Below are 18,083 nucleotides of genomic sequence, written 5' to 3' on the forward strand. Positions count from 1 at the left end.
TAAAATTAAGATATCATCACATAGAACTCCCGGTAGTAGCCGCATTACTCGCCTGTACTGATGCGGCTTCCGCGCCTGCAACAGCCTGGTCATTACCTGTCATGCTTACAAAGGAATAGCCCCAACCTTTCAGTTCGTTCTTCCATATCAATGATCCATCCTTGGCGTTTAAGCAAACGATAACACCAGAAACGCTTACATACAATTTTGAATCTTCAAGTACGATTTGCCCCACCGCATAGCTGGTGGTTGTTTTTACATATTCCTTCAGCTTTATTTCCCAAACAATGTCGCCGGTCTTTTTATCGATCGCCGCAACACGGCCATTACTTAAGATAAAAAATTTATTGTCTATTCTCATAAGATTTATTTTTGTATCAGCAACAAACATATGTCATCGGTCTTGCTACGCTCAGTTCAACTATTGGATATATAGCATCCTACATATCCGAAACAAGACTTACTTAGAAAGCTTTTTCAGCAACAATTCAGGCTCATTGGTTGTAATAAAATCAATGCCTTCAGCTAAAAACTCATCCATTATTTTTTCATCATTTACTGTCCAGGCATTGGTTTTAACACCAAGCTGCTTAGCATTTTTAATCCAGTTATTATCTTTTTGAAAAACGCTGTAATGATAATCGGCATCCAAAAGATCAGCTTTTAATTTTTCTGCAGAAACGTCGCCATTTAAGTATTGAACGGGCGCTTTAGGTTGTAACGATCTTACTTTTTTACAAACATCATAATCAAAAGCAATATAAACTACCTGCGACTGGCCGTGTAGCTTCTTAACCATATCCACCACTTTTTGTGTCAATTTTAAAGAACGTTCTTTGCTGATCTTTGAAGTTTTTATTTCTGCAACCAGCTTTGTCCTTTTCTGATTTAATCCGGTTTTCAAATAATTTTCCAACGTTGGTATCGTTTCCCCATTTTCAAGCTTCTTATCCAGCAGCTGCTTATAAGTGCTTGTTTCGATAGGTGTTCCTAAGAAATCTGCATTATGATTAACAACCAATACTTCATCGCTTGTCATGTGAATATCAAACTCTGTTCCACCGCAACCCATATCTATCGCCGCTTTCAGCGATGCAATCGAATTCTCGGGAGCTCCCGTATTTTTCCAGGCGCCACGATGAGCAATTACTTTGTTGTCAAATCTCATAGATGTGCTTGTTGATTTTTTTGCAACAGAGCAACTGGCCAATAAGATAGGAAGGGCAAGGAGAATCATTATTTTTTTCACTGTATATATATTTAAATTTAGAAATGTATCAAATGCGAATTTAGAGTACAAGGGCTTTGAAAATGATACACCATAGAACAATTGATAATTTTATAACACGCTGATTCATTTTTTGAGTTGAAATAGATCAATGATTTGCTTATCATTTTCAGCTTCTCTTGCTTCACACTCTAATCTACAACGGTAATATCCGACACGCATCGTTTGCCAAATATATCTAAAAATAAATCCTAAAAATCCTAAACGATGATATTGTTCAACATGCTTTAGTTCATGCCGAAGCCATTTCTGGTTAGATAAGAATTTTTCTTTTGAAACTCCATAAAGATGAATACGATTTCCAAAAACAATGGCAACATTTCTGCTGCGCAACTTTCTTGCGGCAACTTTTGCGATGAAGGAGTTTTCTTTGATTGAGAAATATTTCATTAACCTGATGTTATGTCAATGATATTTTTTAATATAATGTTGTCTCCTAGCCGGATAGTGAGTTCTTTAAAATGACCAGGGTTACCTGCATCGTCATCCCGAGCGGAGTGAAACGTAGTCGAGGGATCTTCCTGTGTGTAGCAGATTCACGGCTTTCATCCGCTAGGTCGGAATGACGTTATATTTTGAAATCGCGTCAACCTATTTTATCAGCGCTTCTATAATCCTCATGCTTGCGTCCTTTTCATCTTCAGGGATGCTTTCCAGTTTATCGCCATTGAAAACCGCTTTACACCACGTTAAAATCTTTTTCTGATCACTATGTTGGTTTATCTGTGCATCAAGCCATTCTATTGCTTTTTCTTTTCCTTCTGTTTTTTCAATGGCCCATGCGCTAATCAAAGCGTTGGATGTTACAAAGTTCCGAACGGTGTTGTCAACCTTTGGTGTAAAAATCTTAATCCTTGTCAACAATTGTTCCTGCTTTTTATTACCAGCCAAATATTCCATCCAGTCTTCCAGGCGGGCATCAATATCTGCTTCATAAGGTTTGCCTACACCCAACGTTTCCGGCCATAATCTTGCTTCAGCAATTAGCTTTTTTGATTTATCAGCATTGCCACTATTAAGGGAAGCGACTGCCTGCATTAACTTCGCTTCGCGATATAAAGCGCGTCCTTCTGTTGCTCCTTCAAAAGGAATAATATTAAGTGTTGATAATATTTTATCAGCCTGTTCATATTTTTGGTTAAGCAACAATGTCTTTGCATATAACATGCCCATAATATAGCGTTCCGGATGAGCTTTATAAAAAGGCTCTGCAATAGTCAATGCTTTTGAAGGCTGTTTATGACGAATATAATATTCAGCCAGCAACTTATGATAACGCCATTGCTTTTTATCCAATGCTAACGCCCTCTGTAAGTCAGGCAGCTCCGTGGTTTCATCTTTGAAAATCTCCGCACGCTCTACATAAAACGGTGCAAATGCGGGTTCGTTGTCGCAGTCTTTCAACAGTTGTTTACATTCCTGCAAGCGATTTCTGTCTTTATAAATTAAAGCCAGTTGATATTTCAATAACCAATCAGATTGCTGTTTCAGTAATTGTTCCAATACAGCAGCTGTTTCTGATCGGAAAGGGAAAGCCAGTTCGGGATTGATCTTCTCGCAATCAACTTTCTTATTATTCAAGAAAGCCAGCCAGTAGCTGGTTTCAGCCGAAGCAGGACTCATTTTGAAAATCATTTCCGCTTCGGTCGTAAGGCCATTGTTATAATACCAGGTTGCTAATTCGGTATGAGTTTCATGCGGCAATTCATTTTTGATAAGATCTGAAAATGCCGACTTTGTCGTTTCATTTGGCTGCGCCAGATATTTTTCAAACCGTGCAAAATGATTTAGCGGATCATAAGAAAGAATTGTATTTAGCGTCTCATTAAATGTAATATTATTATTCATTTGCCGAAGCGCCGCTGCCTGTAGCATCAATGCTTCCATATTATATCGGTTATAGTCGATTGCTTTTTGGCAGTAATCAATAGTTGCAGTATAATTTTTTTCTTTGATGTATAATTTTGCCAGGCCGGTAAAAGCGGCGCTTCTATATTCCTGCGTAAGCGCAGCAAGACTAAAGCCATCTTTTGCATCAGCAATCTTTCCAAGTTGCGCGTTAATAAGTCCGTAGTAATAATTGGCATCGCCAGCGTGTGTATCAATTTGCAACGCGCGCATAATTGTTTTTAATGCATCGCTATACAACATGTTTCTATATTGCAACGCTGCCATTTTTACAAGTGCCGGTAAAAAGTTAGGGTCTTTTTTTAACGATTCGGTTAATTTGAGTTCTGCTTCGGGATACATTTTCTGATCCATGAATTCCTCACCCTGCAGGTACAAACCATAAGCGCTGTTCCAATCAAAATCAACAGGAGTTGTTACTGGCCTGTTCAGTATTTCTTCATCAGGAGCGGAATGATACTTCAGTTTGTTTGCGCCCAGCGTAACATTCAATTCATTTTCTTTAATATCTGTTTTCAATGAGTCGCTGAAAATCTGCAACGGATCTAACTGTAATTTTTTAGTATAAATAGTTTTATCATTCCATTTAACTAATAAAGAGTCGTTGATATGTTGAGCCGCGGAAAAATAAATTTTCAGCCAACCGTTTTCATATTTAACATTCAATGCACCATTTGCATTTGCATCCACCATTCCTTTTGTTTGAGAAACAGGATACCAATATTCTGTCCAGGTATCTGTAGCATAAGGCGCAAAGCTGATGTGCTTAAATGGCGTGAAGGTGCTTTTAACAGCGTTTTGGTTAAACATTCTGCCCGATTGAATTTCCACATATTGCCCATCTGTGTCCGTAAGCATTTTTTCCCAAATCATTCCCTGTCGGGATAAACCCCATATCCATATTTTCCTTCCTGCTTTATCATCATATGTTCCATACCGCACCATTCCATTATCATCTTCATGATAATAAGTTCCAAAGAAATGGGCAGGCTTTCCGAAAACATGATACGATTTATATCCACCAAAATTATTCTCTTCGTAAAAATTTATTTTCTTGCCATTGTCTTTGTTTACCGGCCAATCAGAAGCTTCGCCATCGTGACCAATATATTTTGTACCCGGAAATATAAATTCCAGATTACCTTTTGCTTTTACGCCAAGGTTCATCCAGTGATAATAAGGCTGTGCTTCAGGTGTGCTGTTGTACCAGAAAGAGCGGGTTGTAAAATAGGCTTTGTCTTTAGGCAAATTAATTTCCACACGCCAGTTGCTGCGGGTAAGTAAATCGAGCACTCCAATAAAACAACTTACGCTACCATCCGGATTATTGCGTGTTGTATAATCCACCGGCGTTGCGCAGTTTGGTGTATGGCCGATAATCCCGTAATTAGCTTCCAGTCCGCCGCTCGTCCAGGGGCCGCGCATGGCCACATCTCGAAATTTTACACTGTGGTTATAATAAATAAAAGACTTATCAGTTTTCTTTTCAATAGCAGCCCAAATTTTACCGCCAATTTCTGGAAGTATTATCATTTTGATATAATCATTTTGCAGCTCAACTACTTTCCACTGCTTGCTTACAGGTTTATCGGTAAAACCATCATACCTGAAATAAGGATATACAGGCGATAAGAGTGCGATAGGATTAGGATCTGAAAAAGGATAAGTTGGGAAAGCTTGCTGGTATTCCTTTACAGAAGCGGGTTGCTGTGCAGATAACGATATCGTTATAACAAATAAGCAAGTGGACAAAATAAATTTCCTCATAATATATGCAAAGCTCTAAGTGTTTAGCTGAAAATAAGTTCAGAAGTTCTTGTCCGAAGGTAAGTCAAAACCGCATATGCAAACACCTTAGAAAAAAGAGGATTTTTATTATGTCATCTATATATTGGTGGCATCGGTTTTGCGTCGCACAGTTCAACTGTAGAATATATGGCATCCTATATAACCGATAAAGATCGGATCTTCAGCAACACTTAATGAGAAAGAAGTATGGTCAGACCGAAACTTACATACACTAAAAAACGGCCTTCAAAAATGAAGACCGTTTTACTTATAGTTTACTCTTATTTTTTATGCTTCTTTTACCAACTCTACATTGGCTACTAATTTCACATCATCACCCACTACAATGCCGCCAGCTTCAGTAACTGCGCTCCAATTAAGGCCAAACTCTTTCCGATTAATTTTACCTGTTACTTCAAAGCCTGCTACTGTTTGGCCATACATATTTGGTCCAATTCCACCGTGCTCTACATTTAGTGTAACGGGCTTCGTAACTCCTTTTAATGTAAGATCTCCGGTAACCTTGTAATCGTCTCCGTTCTTTACAATATTGGTTGATTGAAATGTTAGTTTAGGATATTTTTCTGCTTCAAAAAAGTCAGCACCTTTTAAGTGTCCGTCCCTATCTGTTACACCTGTATCAATGCTATCGATATCTGCACTGAAAGAAATTTTCGCGTCAGAGAAATCTTCGTTCTCTGCTTCTATTGTGCCTTCAAATGTTTTGAATTTGCCTGAAACCGTTGATATAACCAGGTGTTTCACTTTAAATCCGACTTCGGAATGCATTGCATCTATTTTCCAAGTTGCCATAAATTTTTTATTTTTTTGTGATTGATAACACAAAACTAATAATCATTGTTGCAACACCAATTAATGTAGGTTAAGTTTGAAAAATTTTCTCACAGAAAGACGGAAGTACACGGAAATATTTTTAGATAGATTGTAAAAAATATCTGCGATATTCTGTGTTTTTTGCGAGAACTCCTTATTCCAAAGCCCTGTTCAAAAAACCATTTAAGGGTTGCAACGTTTCAAAAGCATTATATACCGTGGTTACAAGTGTTTTATTAGTCAGGTCACTATCTGCAATGTTCATAGTCGCAATAAAACTTTTGTGTTTTAGATATTCGGCTGCCGGGTTATCGGATTCATAACCTTTGGGTACGCGCATCAGTACTTGCCCGTCTTCAATAGTAAGGCTGCCGTAAGTGGCTTTGAATTTTTTGGAACTAATAATTTTTTCAAAATCTTTTAAGCCGTAATCAATTTCCTGGCGCACTTTAGCCAGCATATCGGCCGGAGGTTGCCACATACCGCCGCCGGTAAAGCTGGCGCCGGGTTCCAAATGAAAATAATAACCCGCCGTCATCGATTTTTTTCCTTCGCTATTAATAGAAGCTCCGAAATTTGTTTTATAAGGTGTTTTATCCTTTGAAAAACGGATGTCCCGGTTAATGCGAAACATACAATCCTTTGCTTTCAAATGCGCAATGGACGGGTCTTTCTTCGCGAAAGTTTGAATTACCTGATCAATAAAATCAGCAAAATCCTGACGAGCCGCTTCGTAAGCTTTACGGTTTTCATCGAACCAGGGTTTATTGTTATTTAGTTTAAGGGCTTTGAGAAACTTTATAGTAGATAGTTGTAGCATGAAAAATTGTTTCATGCTAAGGTAATACTGAAATAAAAATTCACCCTTCTTATTGTAGATTTTTAACAAACTTGTACGGCGCATTAATAATCGTTTCGGGCGATAGGCTGCCAAACAAAGAGTCAATAATTACGTTTTGATTGATTGTAACCTGAGAGTTATTACTGGCATCGATTTTTAAATTGGTTATTCGAGCATGCGCAGTAATCATCACTTTTGATTCAGTGCTTTTGATATTATAATTTGATAATAAAACTCTGTTTTGTTCCGAAAGAGAATCACTCAACTCCGGACGCCTATCAAGACTGCTCATTATCTCTAGCTCAGCTTTTTTCGACATATCTATCATTATATTTTTGGGACTGTCATCCTTAATTGTATTGATAACAACCTTTGCTCCTTCTGCAATAACAGGTACACCTTCGGGGATGATTAAATCCAGTTCTACTCCGTTATAATAATTTTCGGCTTTGTACGCTTCATCGGTTTTCACTTTATACATGATGACTAAAGTATCTTTAATAAAATGTATGCTGCAACTATCCGAACGCCCATCTTCATACTGATTTGAATTATAATTAACAAATTTGTATGCATATTCTTTTCCATTTTTAATATTGCATCTTAGTTGGTTGATTACCGGACCTCCGTATAGCTTCACCACTTTAAAAGGCTTAAGACTTTTAAATGCAATATCCTCTACTCCAAACCTATTCTTCACTACATATCTATTCTCCTTTATAGCGGTTTTAAAACCCATTACCATTATAAGCGGAATGGAAAATACCAACACTATTAAAAGAATAAGCAATTTATTACTGTTCTTCATTTTTGTCTTTTTAAATAATGATTAGGAGTATTGTTTTTTGAATTTTTCGTATTTAGTTTTCAGGTCTTCGGGCTCAATACCTAGTAAATACATATTCCTAAAAAATAAAGGCATCTCCTTTTCCAAAAATTCTAGTTTACGATAAGCGGCTGCATTTTTATTTCCATCTGCTGTTATAAAATAGCCAATGCCTCTTTTGTCGTAAATAATTTCTTGCTGTTTTAAAAATTCGTAGGCACGCGCCACAGTGTTGGGATTAACCTCCATTTGCATAGCAAGCTCACGCACGCTCGGTATCTTCTCGTCTGGCGGCCACTCTTTCAGCAGTATTTTTTCGCACACATAATCTGCTATCTGTATGTAAATAGCCTGTGCATTATTATTGAATTGCATAAATATTTTCTTTAAAATTTTACTCCCTCTCTTTTGGAGAGGGTTGGGGTGAGGTCTAAATTTGTTTCTCTTTCAATTTGAACCATGTTATCAGCCATAGAAATGGAGCTATTAAATATTTCGTGAAAAAGAGGACACTGTTTTTTAGAACAGGTGAAATAACATATTCTTTATAGGAAGTGCCATCATTTGTATAAGTGTGCAAAGAAAAAGATCGAAGGAATAGCCCGAAAGATTGTTTCTGTATAACTTCCCTATATAAAAAGCAAACACGAAGATTAATGCCGCTATAACAATCAACGTCAAAATGAAAGAAAATCTTTTAAAAGAAGCGGACCCTAGCATAAAAGCCGCCTGCACCGCAAAGAACGCGCTCGCACAAAACGCTAATGCCTCGTTAGTATTTGGCCGGTCTGTCCTTTTATAAGAATAAGAACTAGGCTCACTTTGTATCAAAAAATTGATATACGCTTCTACTAATGTTTTCAATAAAAAAAGCAACAGACATAAACCAGCGTAAAAACAATTACATTAAAAAACAAATTGGCCAAAAGTTTTTCAGCATGGCTCGCAGGGAAACTGATCCAATAAATCCCTTTATCCTTTGAACCCAACATGCTAAATGTAGTACTGGCAAAAACGGCTCCGGTAATAAATAGACCGAACATGCCAGTGATTAATAGGCTGTCTTCATCGTAACGGCGTCCGTTCGTAGCTACCCAAATTAAAAAGACAATACCCAACAAGCCCAGCAAGGCCAATGTCGACATCAAATAAAGTCTCCTGTTTTCTACCCATTGTTTCACAATGAGTTTTCCAAGCCTGCTAAAGCTGAAATTTGCAGTCATAAAAAATAAGGTTTAAGGTTGGTTTTTAAATACAGTATTCACATCGTCGCCATTAGTTACAATGGCTTTATATAATAGCTCAAGGTCTATTTTTGAATCTTCACCAGTATCGTTTTTACCAACAATTACATTGCCCTTCAATGCCTCTTCTTTATAAAAAGCAGCTTTGGTTTCTTCATCGTCAAAGGATACTTTAAAAGATAATTTTGAACTGATGGTTTCAATGGTCTGATCAAACAAAATCTTTCCTTCATCAATTATCGTAATCCGATCTATCAGGCTTTCCAGATCCTTTACCTGGTGTGTACTAATAATGATGCATTTGTTTTCATCAATGGCGCCCGCAATCACTTTCCTAAATTGGCTTTTGCTCATAATGTCTAACCCGTTTGAGGGTTCGTCCATTAACAAAATGGCCGTATTGCAAGCAAGCGCAAAGCTTATCAACACTTTCTTTTTTGTCCGTAACTCATTTGCTGCAAACTATTGTCTGCCGGAATATCAAACTCCTGCAAATAGCGGTTAAATTGTTCCGCATTAAACTTCGGGTAAAAAAGTGCGTTGCTAGCAATGAATTTTTGAATAGAAACATCGGGCAGATAAAACTCTTCGGGTACAATAAAAGCATCCTGTAGGAAAGCTGGTTGCCTTTTACCAGGATTGTAACCCAACGCTTCTATATTTCCCTGTGTCGGAAAAAGCGACCCTACAATATTCTTTAGCAGTGTAGATTTACCGGTTCCGTTTTTACCTAAAAGACCGTAAATATGGCCCGGCGAGAAGGAAAGAGAGAGACCGTTAAATACTTTCTTTTTTTGTAAGAAAAATGCAGGTTTTGAATCGTTATCATAATTAGTGATTTGGTGTACTATTGTATTAATACACTATAAAGATAACGCTGTTCTTTAATTCACCAAATATTTTTTTGAAAAAGAAAATGTCACGAATGCACGAATAATTTTGTTTTCCTGTCAAACCTCACCTCCAGCCCCTCTCCAAGTGGAGAGGGGAGTAGACTACGACGATGGAAAATTATTTTGTATCACTAAATAGTGTATTTCTAAACTATTTTCTAAACCAATTATCATTATCTGTGCATTCTTGGCATTATTCTATTGCCCCGATTTTAAACTTTCCTATTTATCAGTTATTTTTGTCTACTGTGTTAATAGGATAAATAATGAGCGAAGATTTTATAAAATCCCTGTTTGAAAGAAATTCCAGGTGCTTTTCCGGCTTTCCTGATAAAGGTGCTGTGGAAAGTTTTATCGATGAGCTGTACACGGTTCTGTTTTTACCCAACGATATTGATCATAAATGTGAGGCGCAATTGAGAGAACAATTTGTATCATTAAAAGATAAGTTCTCAACACTTTTGCGAGACGTTATACAGGAGGAAGAGCGTATCAAAAATATCAGCGAGCATTACTTTGAAGCCCTGCCTGGTATTTATCACATGCTACTTAAAGATGCGGAGGCATTATTACAATCCGATCCGGCGGCAAAATCGCTGGAAGAAGTAATGGCTGCTTATCCCGGCTTTTATGCAACGGCGGTATATCGGTTGTCTCATTTAATTCACCGTTATAATATTCCTGTATTAGCGAGGCTCTTCAGCGAGTATGCACATAGTAAAACAGGTATTGATATTCATCCGGGCGCAACCATTGGACATTCTTTCAGTATCGATCATGGAACGGGTGTGGTAATCGGCGAAACCTCACTTATTGGTAACCATGTAAAAATCTATCAGGGTGTAACACTGGGCGCATTAAGCGTGGTAAAAGAATTAGCCACAACCAAACGTCATCCAACGATAGAAGATAATGTTGTTATATATTCTGGTGCAACCATTCTTGGTGGAAATACTGTAATTGGTAAGGACAGTATTATTGGCGGTAATGTGTGGCTTACCAACAGCGTTCCACATAATTCAGTTGTATATCATAAAAGCGAAATAAGTGTAAAAGATCTTTTACCGCCGGACGATTCTATATTAAATTTTGTTATATAAAAAATAAGATGACAGTTGAAAGATGGCAGATGAAGAAATCTGTCAACAGTCAACTATCATCTGTCAACTTAAAAAATGAAAGCTGAAAACATTTTGCAAACAATTGGTAATACACCTCATGTAAAAATCAATCGCCTCTTCGGGTCTACACACAATGTTTGGATAAAACTGGAGAAAGCTAATCCGGGCGGTAGTATTAAAGACAGGATTGCACTATCGATGATAGAAGATGCGGAACAAAAAGGATTGCTGAATAAAGATTCAGTTATTATAGAACCTACCAGCGGTAATACTGGTATTGGTCTGGCTTTAGTAGCAGCAGTAAAAGGATACAAATTGATATTGGTAATGCCCGAAAGCATGAGCGTAGAGCGCAGGAAACTAATGAGTGTTTACGGTGCTGAATTTGTTTTAACGCCGCGTGAAAGAGGCATGACAGGAGCTATCGAAAAAGCAAAAGAACTGGCAGCGGAAACTCCCAATGCCTGGATACCTCAGCAGTTTAACAACGAAGCCAATACCGAGATACACCGTAAAACAACTGCAGCGGAAATACTAAATGATTTTCCGGAAGGCATTGATTACTTAATTACCGGTGTTGGTACAGGCGGTCATATTACCGGTGTTGCTGAAATATTAAAAGAAAAATTCCCTAACCTGAAAGTGTTTGCTGTAGAACCTGAACAGTCGCCAGTTATAAGTGGTGGCGCGCCTGGGCCACATCCATTGCAAGGTTTGGGTGCCGGATTTATTCCCGGCATACTCAACACAGCAACTTTAGATGGAGCGCTCACTGTTGGTAAAGATGAGTCGTTTGAATATGCAAAAAGGTTAGCAAAAGAAGAAGGCATTTTTGCCGGCATTTCAACTGGTTCAGCCCTTGCCGCTGTTGCAAAAAAATTACCTGAAATTGCGGAAGGTGCTACGGTGCTTACTTTTAATTACGATACTGGCGAAAGATATTTAAGTATTGATGGGCTTTATTAAAGATGACAGCTGATAGTTGACAGGGTTTAAATTTTATGTACATCATCTGTCAACCGTCAACTGTCATCTTACTAAAAAAAACTATCTTGCTTTCAAAACCTTTGAAAGCAAAACTACTTTACTTATGGGATAAGCTGCAATCCAGCTTCTGGTTTGTTCCTGTGTGCATTATTACTGCAGGCATTGTTGGTAGCATATTGGTTGTTTATGCAGACAGTAAAATATCCTATACACCTAAAGGACTTATAAGTTATGTCTTTCCCGGCAGCGCAGATTCCGCCAGAAGTGTTTTATCTACTATAGCCGGCGCCATGATCGGTGTGGCAGGAACCATCTTCTCAATAACGCTGGTTGTACTTACTTTAGCATCGTCTCAATTTGGATCACGCTTGTTAAGAAACTTTATGTACGACCGGCTTAACCAGGTTGTGCTTGGCTCGTACATTTCTACATTCATTTATTGTTTATTAGTATTAAACGCAGTAGAAGATAATAACCACCAAATTTTTTACCAATAATATCAGTATTGGTTGCTATTGTTTTGGTGATCATCAATATGTTTTTATTAATTGTGTTTATACATCATGTTGCCATAAGCATACAATCTGACAAAATTGTATATAATATAACGTCAACACTTACCATACATATAAAAGACAAATTCAGGAAAAATAAAAAGGAAGACAATGTAAATACGATGCCTGCTTCATTAAGTTTTAAAGATTATGAAAGCACTTATAATTTTACAAATTCTGTAAGAAGTAAAAAAAGCGGCTACTTGCAGAGCATTGACATAGACTCTTTACTACGCTACGCAAAAGAGGAAAACTTATTTTTAAAAATTCACTATAAACCAGGCGACTTCGCGGTTGAACATTTGAATATGATTGAGATCTATTCTTTCGAGCCATGTTCCGAAAAAATAAAAGCCCGTATTTCTGAAAGCATTATTATTGGCGGTGTAAGAACACCGTTTCAAGATTCTAAATACGCTATTCATCAAATGGTTGAAATTGCGTCCCGGGCGCTTTCGCCAGGCGTTAATGACCCTTATACAGCCATCGCTTGCATAGATAATTTAACTGCTGTTTTGTGTTATTTAGCTGAAGCAGATTTCCCTTCAAAGTATCTTTTTGACGACACGGAAACCTTGCGTATCATTAACAACCCCGTTACTTTTAGCGGAATTATAGATACCGCGTTTAACCAGATCAGACAGTTTGCTGCAGGAAGCCCATCCGTTTTAATCAGGCTGATGGATGCCTTCCAACTTATAAGCACGTTCACAAAAGGCACCGACAATAACATCTTTGTAGTTAAACATGCTGAAATGGTGATGCGTTCAGCTGAAAATAATTTTGAGGAAGCCAATGATGTAGCCGATATGAAAAAACGCTTTAATGCATTAGTAAATCAGTCGGAACAACAAAAGTAGCTGACAGAAATTAGTGATTTTTATTAGGTCAGCATTAGATACAAATCATCTTTCTTGCCACGCTCGCTTGTACAGTAGGAATATGCATCAACCTATATATTCGATTGTATGCCACAATCCCAAACTTGTAATCTGAACTAAAATCACAACTTCCCTTTTACGTTCAGCGCATCCCTTAAGCCATTGCCTAAAAGATTAAAGGCTAAAACCAAAATCATAATGGCAAAGCCCGGAGCCAGCGCCAGCATTGGATTCTGGGTGATGATAAAATTATAATTCTCTTTTATCATTAATCCCCAGCTTGGCATTGGTGGTTGAACGCCTACACCCAGAAAGCTTAAGCCGGCTTCAATTACAATAGCCGATGCAAAGTTAGCAGCAGCAATGACCAATACGGGACCAACAATATTGGGCCATATATGAACAATGATTATACGGATATTTTTATAGCCCAAAGCCCGCCCCGCCTCAATATACTCCAACTCACGCACGGCCAAAACCTGTCCGCGCACCAGCCTCGCTACATTAACCCACATGGTTAAACCCACGGCAATGAACACCTGCCAAAAACCCTTGCCCAACGCAAGTGTAATCGCAAATACCAACAATAAAGTGGGGATACTCCATATCACGTTAATGAACCACATAATTATATCATCGGTTTTACCCCGGTAAAAACCTGCCAACGATCCAAGTATCAATCCAATGCTAATGGAGATAATAACAGTAATCAGCCCAACACTAAGACTGACACGGGTTCCAACAATCAGTCTGCTTAAAATATCACGCCCATAACTATCCGTGCCAAGCAAATACTTATTTGTTACAATTGGCTTATCTGCCAACTGATCTTTAGCAAAGCTGATGCGCTCGCTTACCTCTTCATCAATGTACTTATCAGCAATAACACTATCCTGAGTTATTTTATAATTATTGATTGGTACATAATTGTAGACATCTGGATTCCCGTTTATAAGCCGGGCAAAAAGGTTACCGCTTGGGCTTTTCGTTCTTTTTTACCAGTAAAAACTGTTTTTGAAAGCCAGGTTTTCCGCCGCCTGTTTCCAATATAATCCTGTTGGAATATGGAGATGTATCAGGCGCAATAAAATAACAAAAGATGGCGACAAAAATAGCAATAATAATAACCAGCAATCCGGCCATTGCGCCTTTATTCTTTTTTAGTCTTAGCCATGCGGGGTTATTGAAAATGTTACTCATTCTTATAAACTGCTTAACTCGTCTTCTATTTCTTTAATAGTAGGAAAATTGCTTTTTAAAGTTTCGGGAAGGTTTTCAGTAATTATGAACTCGCTCACGCCCACGGGCTTGTTTATGTTACGTAAAGCAAATTCAACTTCAATATTATTTTTTCTCTGCAAAGCATAATGCCTATTGTTGGCTTATCATCATTCTGTTTGATCAATTCATCAACAGCAGATAAGTAAAAGTTTAATTTACCAGCATATTCCGGAATAAATTTTTTATTTTTTAGCTCTATTACCACATAGCATTTTAGTTTCGTATGATAAAATAATAAATCCAGATAATAATCATTTCCCGCAACTTCGATATGTTGTTGCCTTCCGATAAATGCAAATCCTTTTCCTAATTCCAATAAAAATCTGACGATATGATCTGTTAGCTGGTTTTCAATATCTCGCTCTTTAGCGCTTTGAGAAAACGTCATAAAGTCGAATACATACGGATCCTTTAGTGTTTGTTGCGCCAAGTCGGATTGAGGCTGGGGCAATGTTCTATCGAAGTTTGTTATTGCTTTCCCACTTCGTTCATACAAATTTGTTTTTATTTGAAGCGCAAGCGTGTCTCTGCTCCAATTATTGCTGATGGTTTGCCGGATATAGAATGATGCTTCAGTTACATCTTTCGATTTGGAAAAAATAATGATATTATGCCCCCAGGGGACTTTTGCAACAAGCTGCTGCAAAAATTGTCCAACAGGTTGTTGGATTATTTCAGATGTTGACTTTTTGGCTTTTTTCAGGCTTTCAGAATCCTTCTCAAATTGTCCAACAACTTGTTGGACAGCATTGTCATTGTAAAAGGAATAGAATTGCCTGCAATAAAAAAGATTACTCCGGGATAACCCTTTCATGCTCGGAAACTCTTTCTTTAAATCCTTTGCAACCTGCTCAATAAGCTTGTTGCCCCAGATATGTTCTTTTTCCGATATCATTTTACCCAGCTCCCAGTAAAACTCTATCAATGCAGTATTTACAGCAATCGACGCTTTAATTTGCGCAGAGCGGATTTTATGCTTCAGATCGTACAGCCACTCTTTATATTGAACGTTTTCAATATTCATAATTATTCTGAAAACTTTGTAAGATAAATCAATGCCATATTATATAGAACGTCGGACAATCAGATGCGCCGGACTTTCATTTTAGAATGCTCGCTGATCAGATCAAAATCAGCATCATTATAAACCAAAGCAACGGAATGCTTGATAGCGTAATAAGCAATAAGGCAGTCATTGCTTTTGCGAATTGTAATTCTCTTTTTCTTAACATACGATATAAGTCTGCAGCACCTGTTGCCGCTTCAACCTGCGGTAACTCAAGCACCGTAAAGTAAGCAAGGGTTTCCTTAATTTTTTTATACACCGCATCTTCTTTTATGCCCTGCAAAATTTCCTGAAGAATGGTGGGAGTTAGCAATACTTCCCCGTCATCAAGAATATACTCCTCAAGCAATGCCGCGCCATTTGTATTTTTATTATTGAGAAATGCTATCCACACAGAAGTGTCAAAAATCAATGGTTCCATCATAAACTTCGCATTTGCTTCAGATTGCCCTGCCAGGTATTTTTACCGCGAATCAGTAACAATTCCTTTCGCTTAAGCGAAGCCACATATTGTTTTAAAGCTTCATGCACCACATCTTTCTTAGTTCTGAATGCACTCATCTGAAGTGCCTGCTTCACCAAAATATCATCTAACTCAATATTTGTGCGCATATGTGATATTTTTATTTGGTGTAAAAATACCAAAATTTATACACATAAGTTACTTCACTTTTCTTCCCTTCCATTCATATTTTCCAAAGCTGCCTAAAAACCCGGAAACAATTGTATAAACAATATGTAACGGTTGGAAAAAGAAAAAATATTTTATAAGATTTTGCTTTGAAAAAAACGACTAACGCCTAAAACAAAAGGCACTTCAATAATCGTTTTAAGTACAACAAATATTATTAATCCAAAGAAATAAACTATTTCGAAAAAGGAAGCAACAGCCAATACCAAAAAGGAGACATTAAACAGATATACTAACAGTAACACCACAAAGATTCTTTTGTCATCATAACTTGTGGCCTTGCTGGCCCACCTTATACGTTGGTTAAAAAAAGCTTTCCAGATAGGTGCGGCCTCCGTTTCAATAATCGCTTCTTTAGATTTGATATACGCTATCCTGTCTGGATAACGCTTCCAAATTTTATGCATTAACAACATATCGTCTCCCGATGCTATCTTGTCAATACCTTTAAATCCATCCACTTCATAAAAGACTTCGCGCTTGTAGGCGAGGTTGGCGCCATTACACATGTTATGCCTTCGTTTATAAACAGAAGCGCCCGTGATACCTTGTAATGTTAAAAAATCGAGCGCCTGAAAAATATAAAGAATGCTATTTTTCTTTTTAAAAGGAATGAGAGATACCGGCGCTGCAACAAACACAGGTTCATGGTCTGTAATAAAAGACGAAAAAGCTAAAAGCCAGTCTGGTGGCGCAATGCAATCAGCATCGGTGCAAACAATCCATTCGTGTTGTGCTTCGGCAATGGCTTTCTCAATAGCTTTCTTTTTATAGGAATTAATACCATCTTCTTTCAACTGCAATAGCTTAACATCGTTATATTGCCTTACAATATTTGCAGTCGCGTCGGTTGAGTGGTCATCTACAACTATTATTTCAAATAATTCCCGGGAATAGCTTTGCGCCTGCAAGCTGTCTAGCAACCGGCCAATATTTTGTTCTTCATTTCTTGCAGGAATAATTACAGAAAATTTAATCCCTGGTATCAGCATATTCTTTGGCTGGTAATCAGGAATCGCGCGCCAGCTATTACGGTAATAAGCAATTATTATTGCATAAAACACTAATAATAATAATACCGCAATAAATAAAAATGCCATGTGGCAAAAGTAATGAGTCTGAACCTGAACGTTGATTTATTATAATTAAGATTTTGTTGATCACTCTTAACTGGAAACATTACTTGTTGCTTTCAGGTTCACAAAGTCAGCGTTATACATTTTCGTCGTTTATATAGGATGAGTTATATTCTACAGTACAAGCGAGCGTGGCAAAACCGACGCCCTCTATTCTTCAGCCGGCCCATAAATATTTCCTCATAATCCGCCTCTTCAAAAAAACAGGGTGCAGATATTCTTAAGCCAGATCAATAAATAAGCGTTAAGTTTTTGTAATTGAAAAATCTTCATAACTTTAATTGGTTGTCAAAACAACTATATGCCAAACAACCAATTTAAAAAAGCGAACTCTATAGTTTCATAACCGGGATTGCAAGTACGGCCATAGCAAGACGTTTGCAAAAGAAGTTCAATACGGCCGATCTGAATCTTACAATTGAGCAATGGAGCGTATTGTACCATTTGTGGAAGGAAGATGGCATTAGCCAACAAGATCTTTGTCAGGCTACGTTTAGAGATAAACCCAGCATGACGAGGTTGGTCGACAACCTTGAGAAAGCCGGCTTGGTAAAAAGAAGTGCATCAAAAACAGACCGGCGTAAAAACCTGATTACGCTTACAGAAAAAGCTAAAGCGATACAGGATACCTGCCATGGTTTTGCTTCGGAAACCGTTGATGAAGCATTGGCTGGCGTTAGAGATGCCGATATTGAAGTATGTAAAGTAGTGCTAAAGCAGGTTTACGAAAATTTAAAATAATCG

The 18,083-nt window shown here is 37.7% G+C and carries 22 protein-coding genes; 5 read left to right on the forward strand and 17 right to left on the reverse strand.

Going from position 1 to position 18,083, the window contains the following annotated elements; all coding sequences use genetic code 11:
* Nucleotides 1-16 precede the first annotated feature (16 nt).
* From MKP09_RS21755 to MKP09_RS21805, 11 genes are all read right to left on the reverse strand, one after another.
* Nucleotides 17-361, reverse strand: coding sequence for an outer membrane protein assembly factor BamB family protein (locus MKP09_RS21755; RefSeq protein ID WP_240832436.1), 345 nt, complete (start codon nt 359-361; stop codon nt 17-19).
* A 99-nt stretch (nt 362-460) separates the two neighbouring features.
* The gene (locus MKP09_RS21760) at nt 461-1,168 is read right to left on the reverse strand and encodes a glycerophosphodiester phosphodiesterase (RefSeq protein ID WP_240832438.1); all 708 of its coding nucleotides are present in this window, start codon (nt 1,166-1,168) and stop codon (nt 461-463) included.
* Nucleotides 1,169-1,354: 186 nt separating this feature from the next.
* Nucleotides 1,355-1,678, reverse strand: coding sequence for a DUF4157 domain-containing protein (locus tag MKP09_RS21765; protein ID WP_240832440.1), 324 nt, complete (start codon nt 1,676-1,678; stop codon nt 1,355-1,357).
* A gap of 201 nt (nt 1,679-1,879) precedes the next feature.
* A complete protein-coding gene (locus MKP09_RS21770) occupies nt 1,880-4,963 on the reverse strand; it encodes a DUF5107 domain-containing protein (protein ID WP_240832442.1) in 3,084 nt (1,027 codons plus the stop codon).
* A 309-nt stretch (nt 4,964-5,272) separates the two neighbouring features.
* Entirely contained in the window at nt 5,273-5,797 is a 525-nt protein-coding gene (locus MKP09_RS21775) for a YceI family protein (protein WP_240832444.1), read from the reverse strand.
* Between the two features lie 175 nt (nt 5,798-5,972).
* On the reverse strand, nt 5,973-6,638 hold the full coding sequence (locus MKP09_RS21780; protein WP_240832446.1) for a DUF2461 domain-containing protein: 666 nt from the start codon (nt 6,636-6,638) through the stop codon (nt 5,973-5,975).
* Between the two features lie 49 nt (nt 6,639-6,687).
* Nucleotides 6,688-7,467: a hypothetical protein gene (locus MKP09_RS21785; RefSeq protein WP_240832448.1), complete on the reverse strand. Its 780-nt coding sequence runs from the start codon at nt 7,465-7,467 to the stop codon at nt 6,688-6,690.
* Nucleotides 7,468-7,488: 21 nt separating this feature from the next.
* The gene (locus MKP09_RS21790; protein ID WP_240832450.1) at nt 7,489-7,860 is read right to left on the reverse strand and encodes a GntR family transcriptional regulator; all 372 of its coding nucleotides are present in this window, start codon (nt 7,858-7,860) and stop codon (nt 7,489-7,491) included.
* A 485-nt stretch (nt 7,861-8,345) separates the two neighbouring features.
* Nucleotides 8,346-8,708 (reverse strand): hypothetical protein, encoded by a 363-nt coding sequence (locus tag MKP09_RS21795; RefSeq protein ID WP_240832452.1) that lies wholly within the window; start codon nt 8,706-8,708, stop codon nt 8,346-8,348.
* A gap of 12 nt (nt 8,709-8,720) precedes the next feature.
* On the reverse strand, nt 8,721-9,158 hold the full coding sequence (locus tag MKP09_RS21800) for an ATP-binding cassette domain-containing protein (protein ID WP_240832454.1): 438 nt from the start codon (nt 9,156-9,158) through the stop codon (nt 8,721-8,723).
* Nucleotides 9,152-9,589 (reverse strand): ATP-binding cassette domain-containing protein, encoded by a 438-nt coding sequence (locus MKP09_RS21805; protein ID WP_317235473.1) that lies wholly within the window; start codon nt 9,587-9,589, stop codon nt 9,152-9,154. Before MKP09_RS21805 ends, MKP09_RS21800 begins: the two co-directional genes overlap by 7 nt.
* Nucleotides 9,590-9,888: 299 nt before the next feature.
* On the opposite strand from MKP09_RS21805, the gene epsC reads away from it, so the two are divergent.
* From epsC to MKP09_RS26890, 4 genes are all read left to right on the forward strand, one after another.
* On the forward strand, nt 9,889-10,722 hold the full coding sequence (gene epsC / locus MKP09_RS21810; protein ID WP_240832456.1) for a serine O-acetyltransferase EpsC: 834 nt from the start codon (nt 9,889-9,891) through the stop codon (nt 10,720-10,722).
* 75 nt (nt 10,723-10,797) lie between these two features.
* Complete coding sequence (gene cysK, locus MKP09_RS21815; RefSeq protein WP_240832458.1) at nt 10,798-11,709, forward strand: cysteine synthase A; 912 nt, start codon at nt 10,798-10,800, stop codon at nt 11,707-11,709.
* Between the two features lie 86 nt (nt 11,710-11,795).
* Entirely contained in the window at nt 11,796-12,227 is a 432-nt protein-coding gene (locus MKP09_RS26885) for a DUF2254 domain-containing protein (RefSeq protein WP_262915570.1), read from the forward strand.
* Between the two features lie 8 nt (nt 12,228-12,235).
* Nucleotides 12,236-13,144: a DUF2254 domain-containing protein gene (locus tag MKP09_RS26890; protein ID WP_262915571.1), complete on the forward strand. Its 909-nt coding sequence runs from the start codon at nt 12,236-12,238 to the stop codon at nt 13,142-13,144.
* A gap of 143 nt (nt 13,145-13,287) precedes the next feature.
* Here the strand turns inward: MKP09_RS26890 and MKP09_RS21825 are convergent, their stop codons facing one another.
* The 6 genes from MKP09_RS21825 to MKP09_RS21850 form a co-directional block, all read right to left on the reverse strand.
* Nucleotides 13,288-13,989: an ABC transporter permease gene (locus tag MKP09_RS21825; protein ID WP_240832460.1), complete on the reverse strand. Its 702-nt coding sequence runs from the start codon at nt 13,987-13,989 to the stop codon at nt 13,288-13,290.
* 145 nt (nt 13,990-14,134) lie between these two features.
* A complete protein-coding gene (locus tag MKP09_RS21830) occupies nt 14,135-14,365 on the reverse strand; it encodes a hypothetical protein (protein WP_240832461.1) in 231 nt (76 codons plus the stop codon).
* Between the two features lie 112 nt (nt 14,366-14,477).
* Nucleotides 14,478-15,470: a PDDEXK nuclease domain-containing protein gene (locus tag MKP09_RS21835; RefSeq protein WP_240832463.1), complete on the reverse strand. Its 993-nt coding sequence runs from the start codon at nt 15,468-15,470 to the stop codon at nt 14,478-14,480.
* A gap of 97 nt (nt 15,471-15,567) precedes the next feature.
* Nucleotides 15,568-15,936 (reverse strand): type II toxin-antitoxin system VapC family toxin, encoded by a 369-nt coding sequence (vapC, locus tag MKP09_RS21840; protein ID WP_240832465.1) that lies wholly within the window; start codon nt 15,934-15,936, stop codon nt 15,568-15,570.
* On the reverse strand, nt 15,933-16,124 hold the full coding sequence (locus MKP09_RS21845; protein ID WP_240832467.1) for a type II toxin-antitoxin system VapB family antitoxin: 192 nt from the start codon (nt 16,122-16,124) through the stop codon (nt 15,933-15,935). The genes vapC and MKP09_RS21845 overlap by 4 nt, the downstream gene beginning before the upstream one ends.
* A gap of 153 nt (nt 16,125-16,277) precedes the next feature.
* Nucleotides 16,278-17,303 carry a glycosyltransferase gene (locus MKP09_RS21850; protein ID WP_240832469.1) on the reverse strand — a complete coding sequence of 342 codons (1,026 nt, stop codon included), beginning with the start codon at nt 17,301-17,303 and terminating at the stop codon, nt 16,278-16,280.
* Nucleotides 17,304-17,717: 414 nt separating this feature from the next.
* On the opposite strand from MKP09_RS21850, the gene MKP09_RS21855 reads away from it, so the two are divergent.
* The gene (locus tag MKP09_RS21855; RefSeq protein WP_240832471.1) at nt 17,718-18,080 is read left to right on the forward strand and encodes a MarR family winged helix-turn-helix transcriptional regulator; all 363 of its coding nucleotides are present in this window, start codon (nt 17,718-17,720) and stop codon (nt 18,078-18,080) included.
* Nucleotides 18,081-18,083 lie beyond the last annotated feature (3 nt).

The sequence above is a fragment of the Paraniabella ginsengisoli genome (assembly GCF_022513635.1).
Classification (GTDB): Bacteria; Bacteroidota; Bacteroidia; order Chitinophagales; family Chitinophagaceae; genus Niabella; species Niabella ginsengisoli.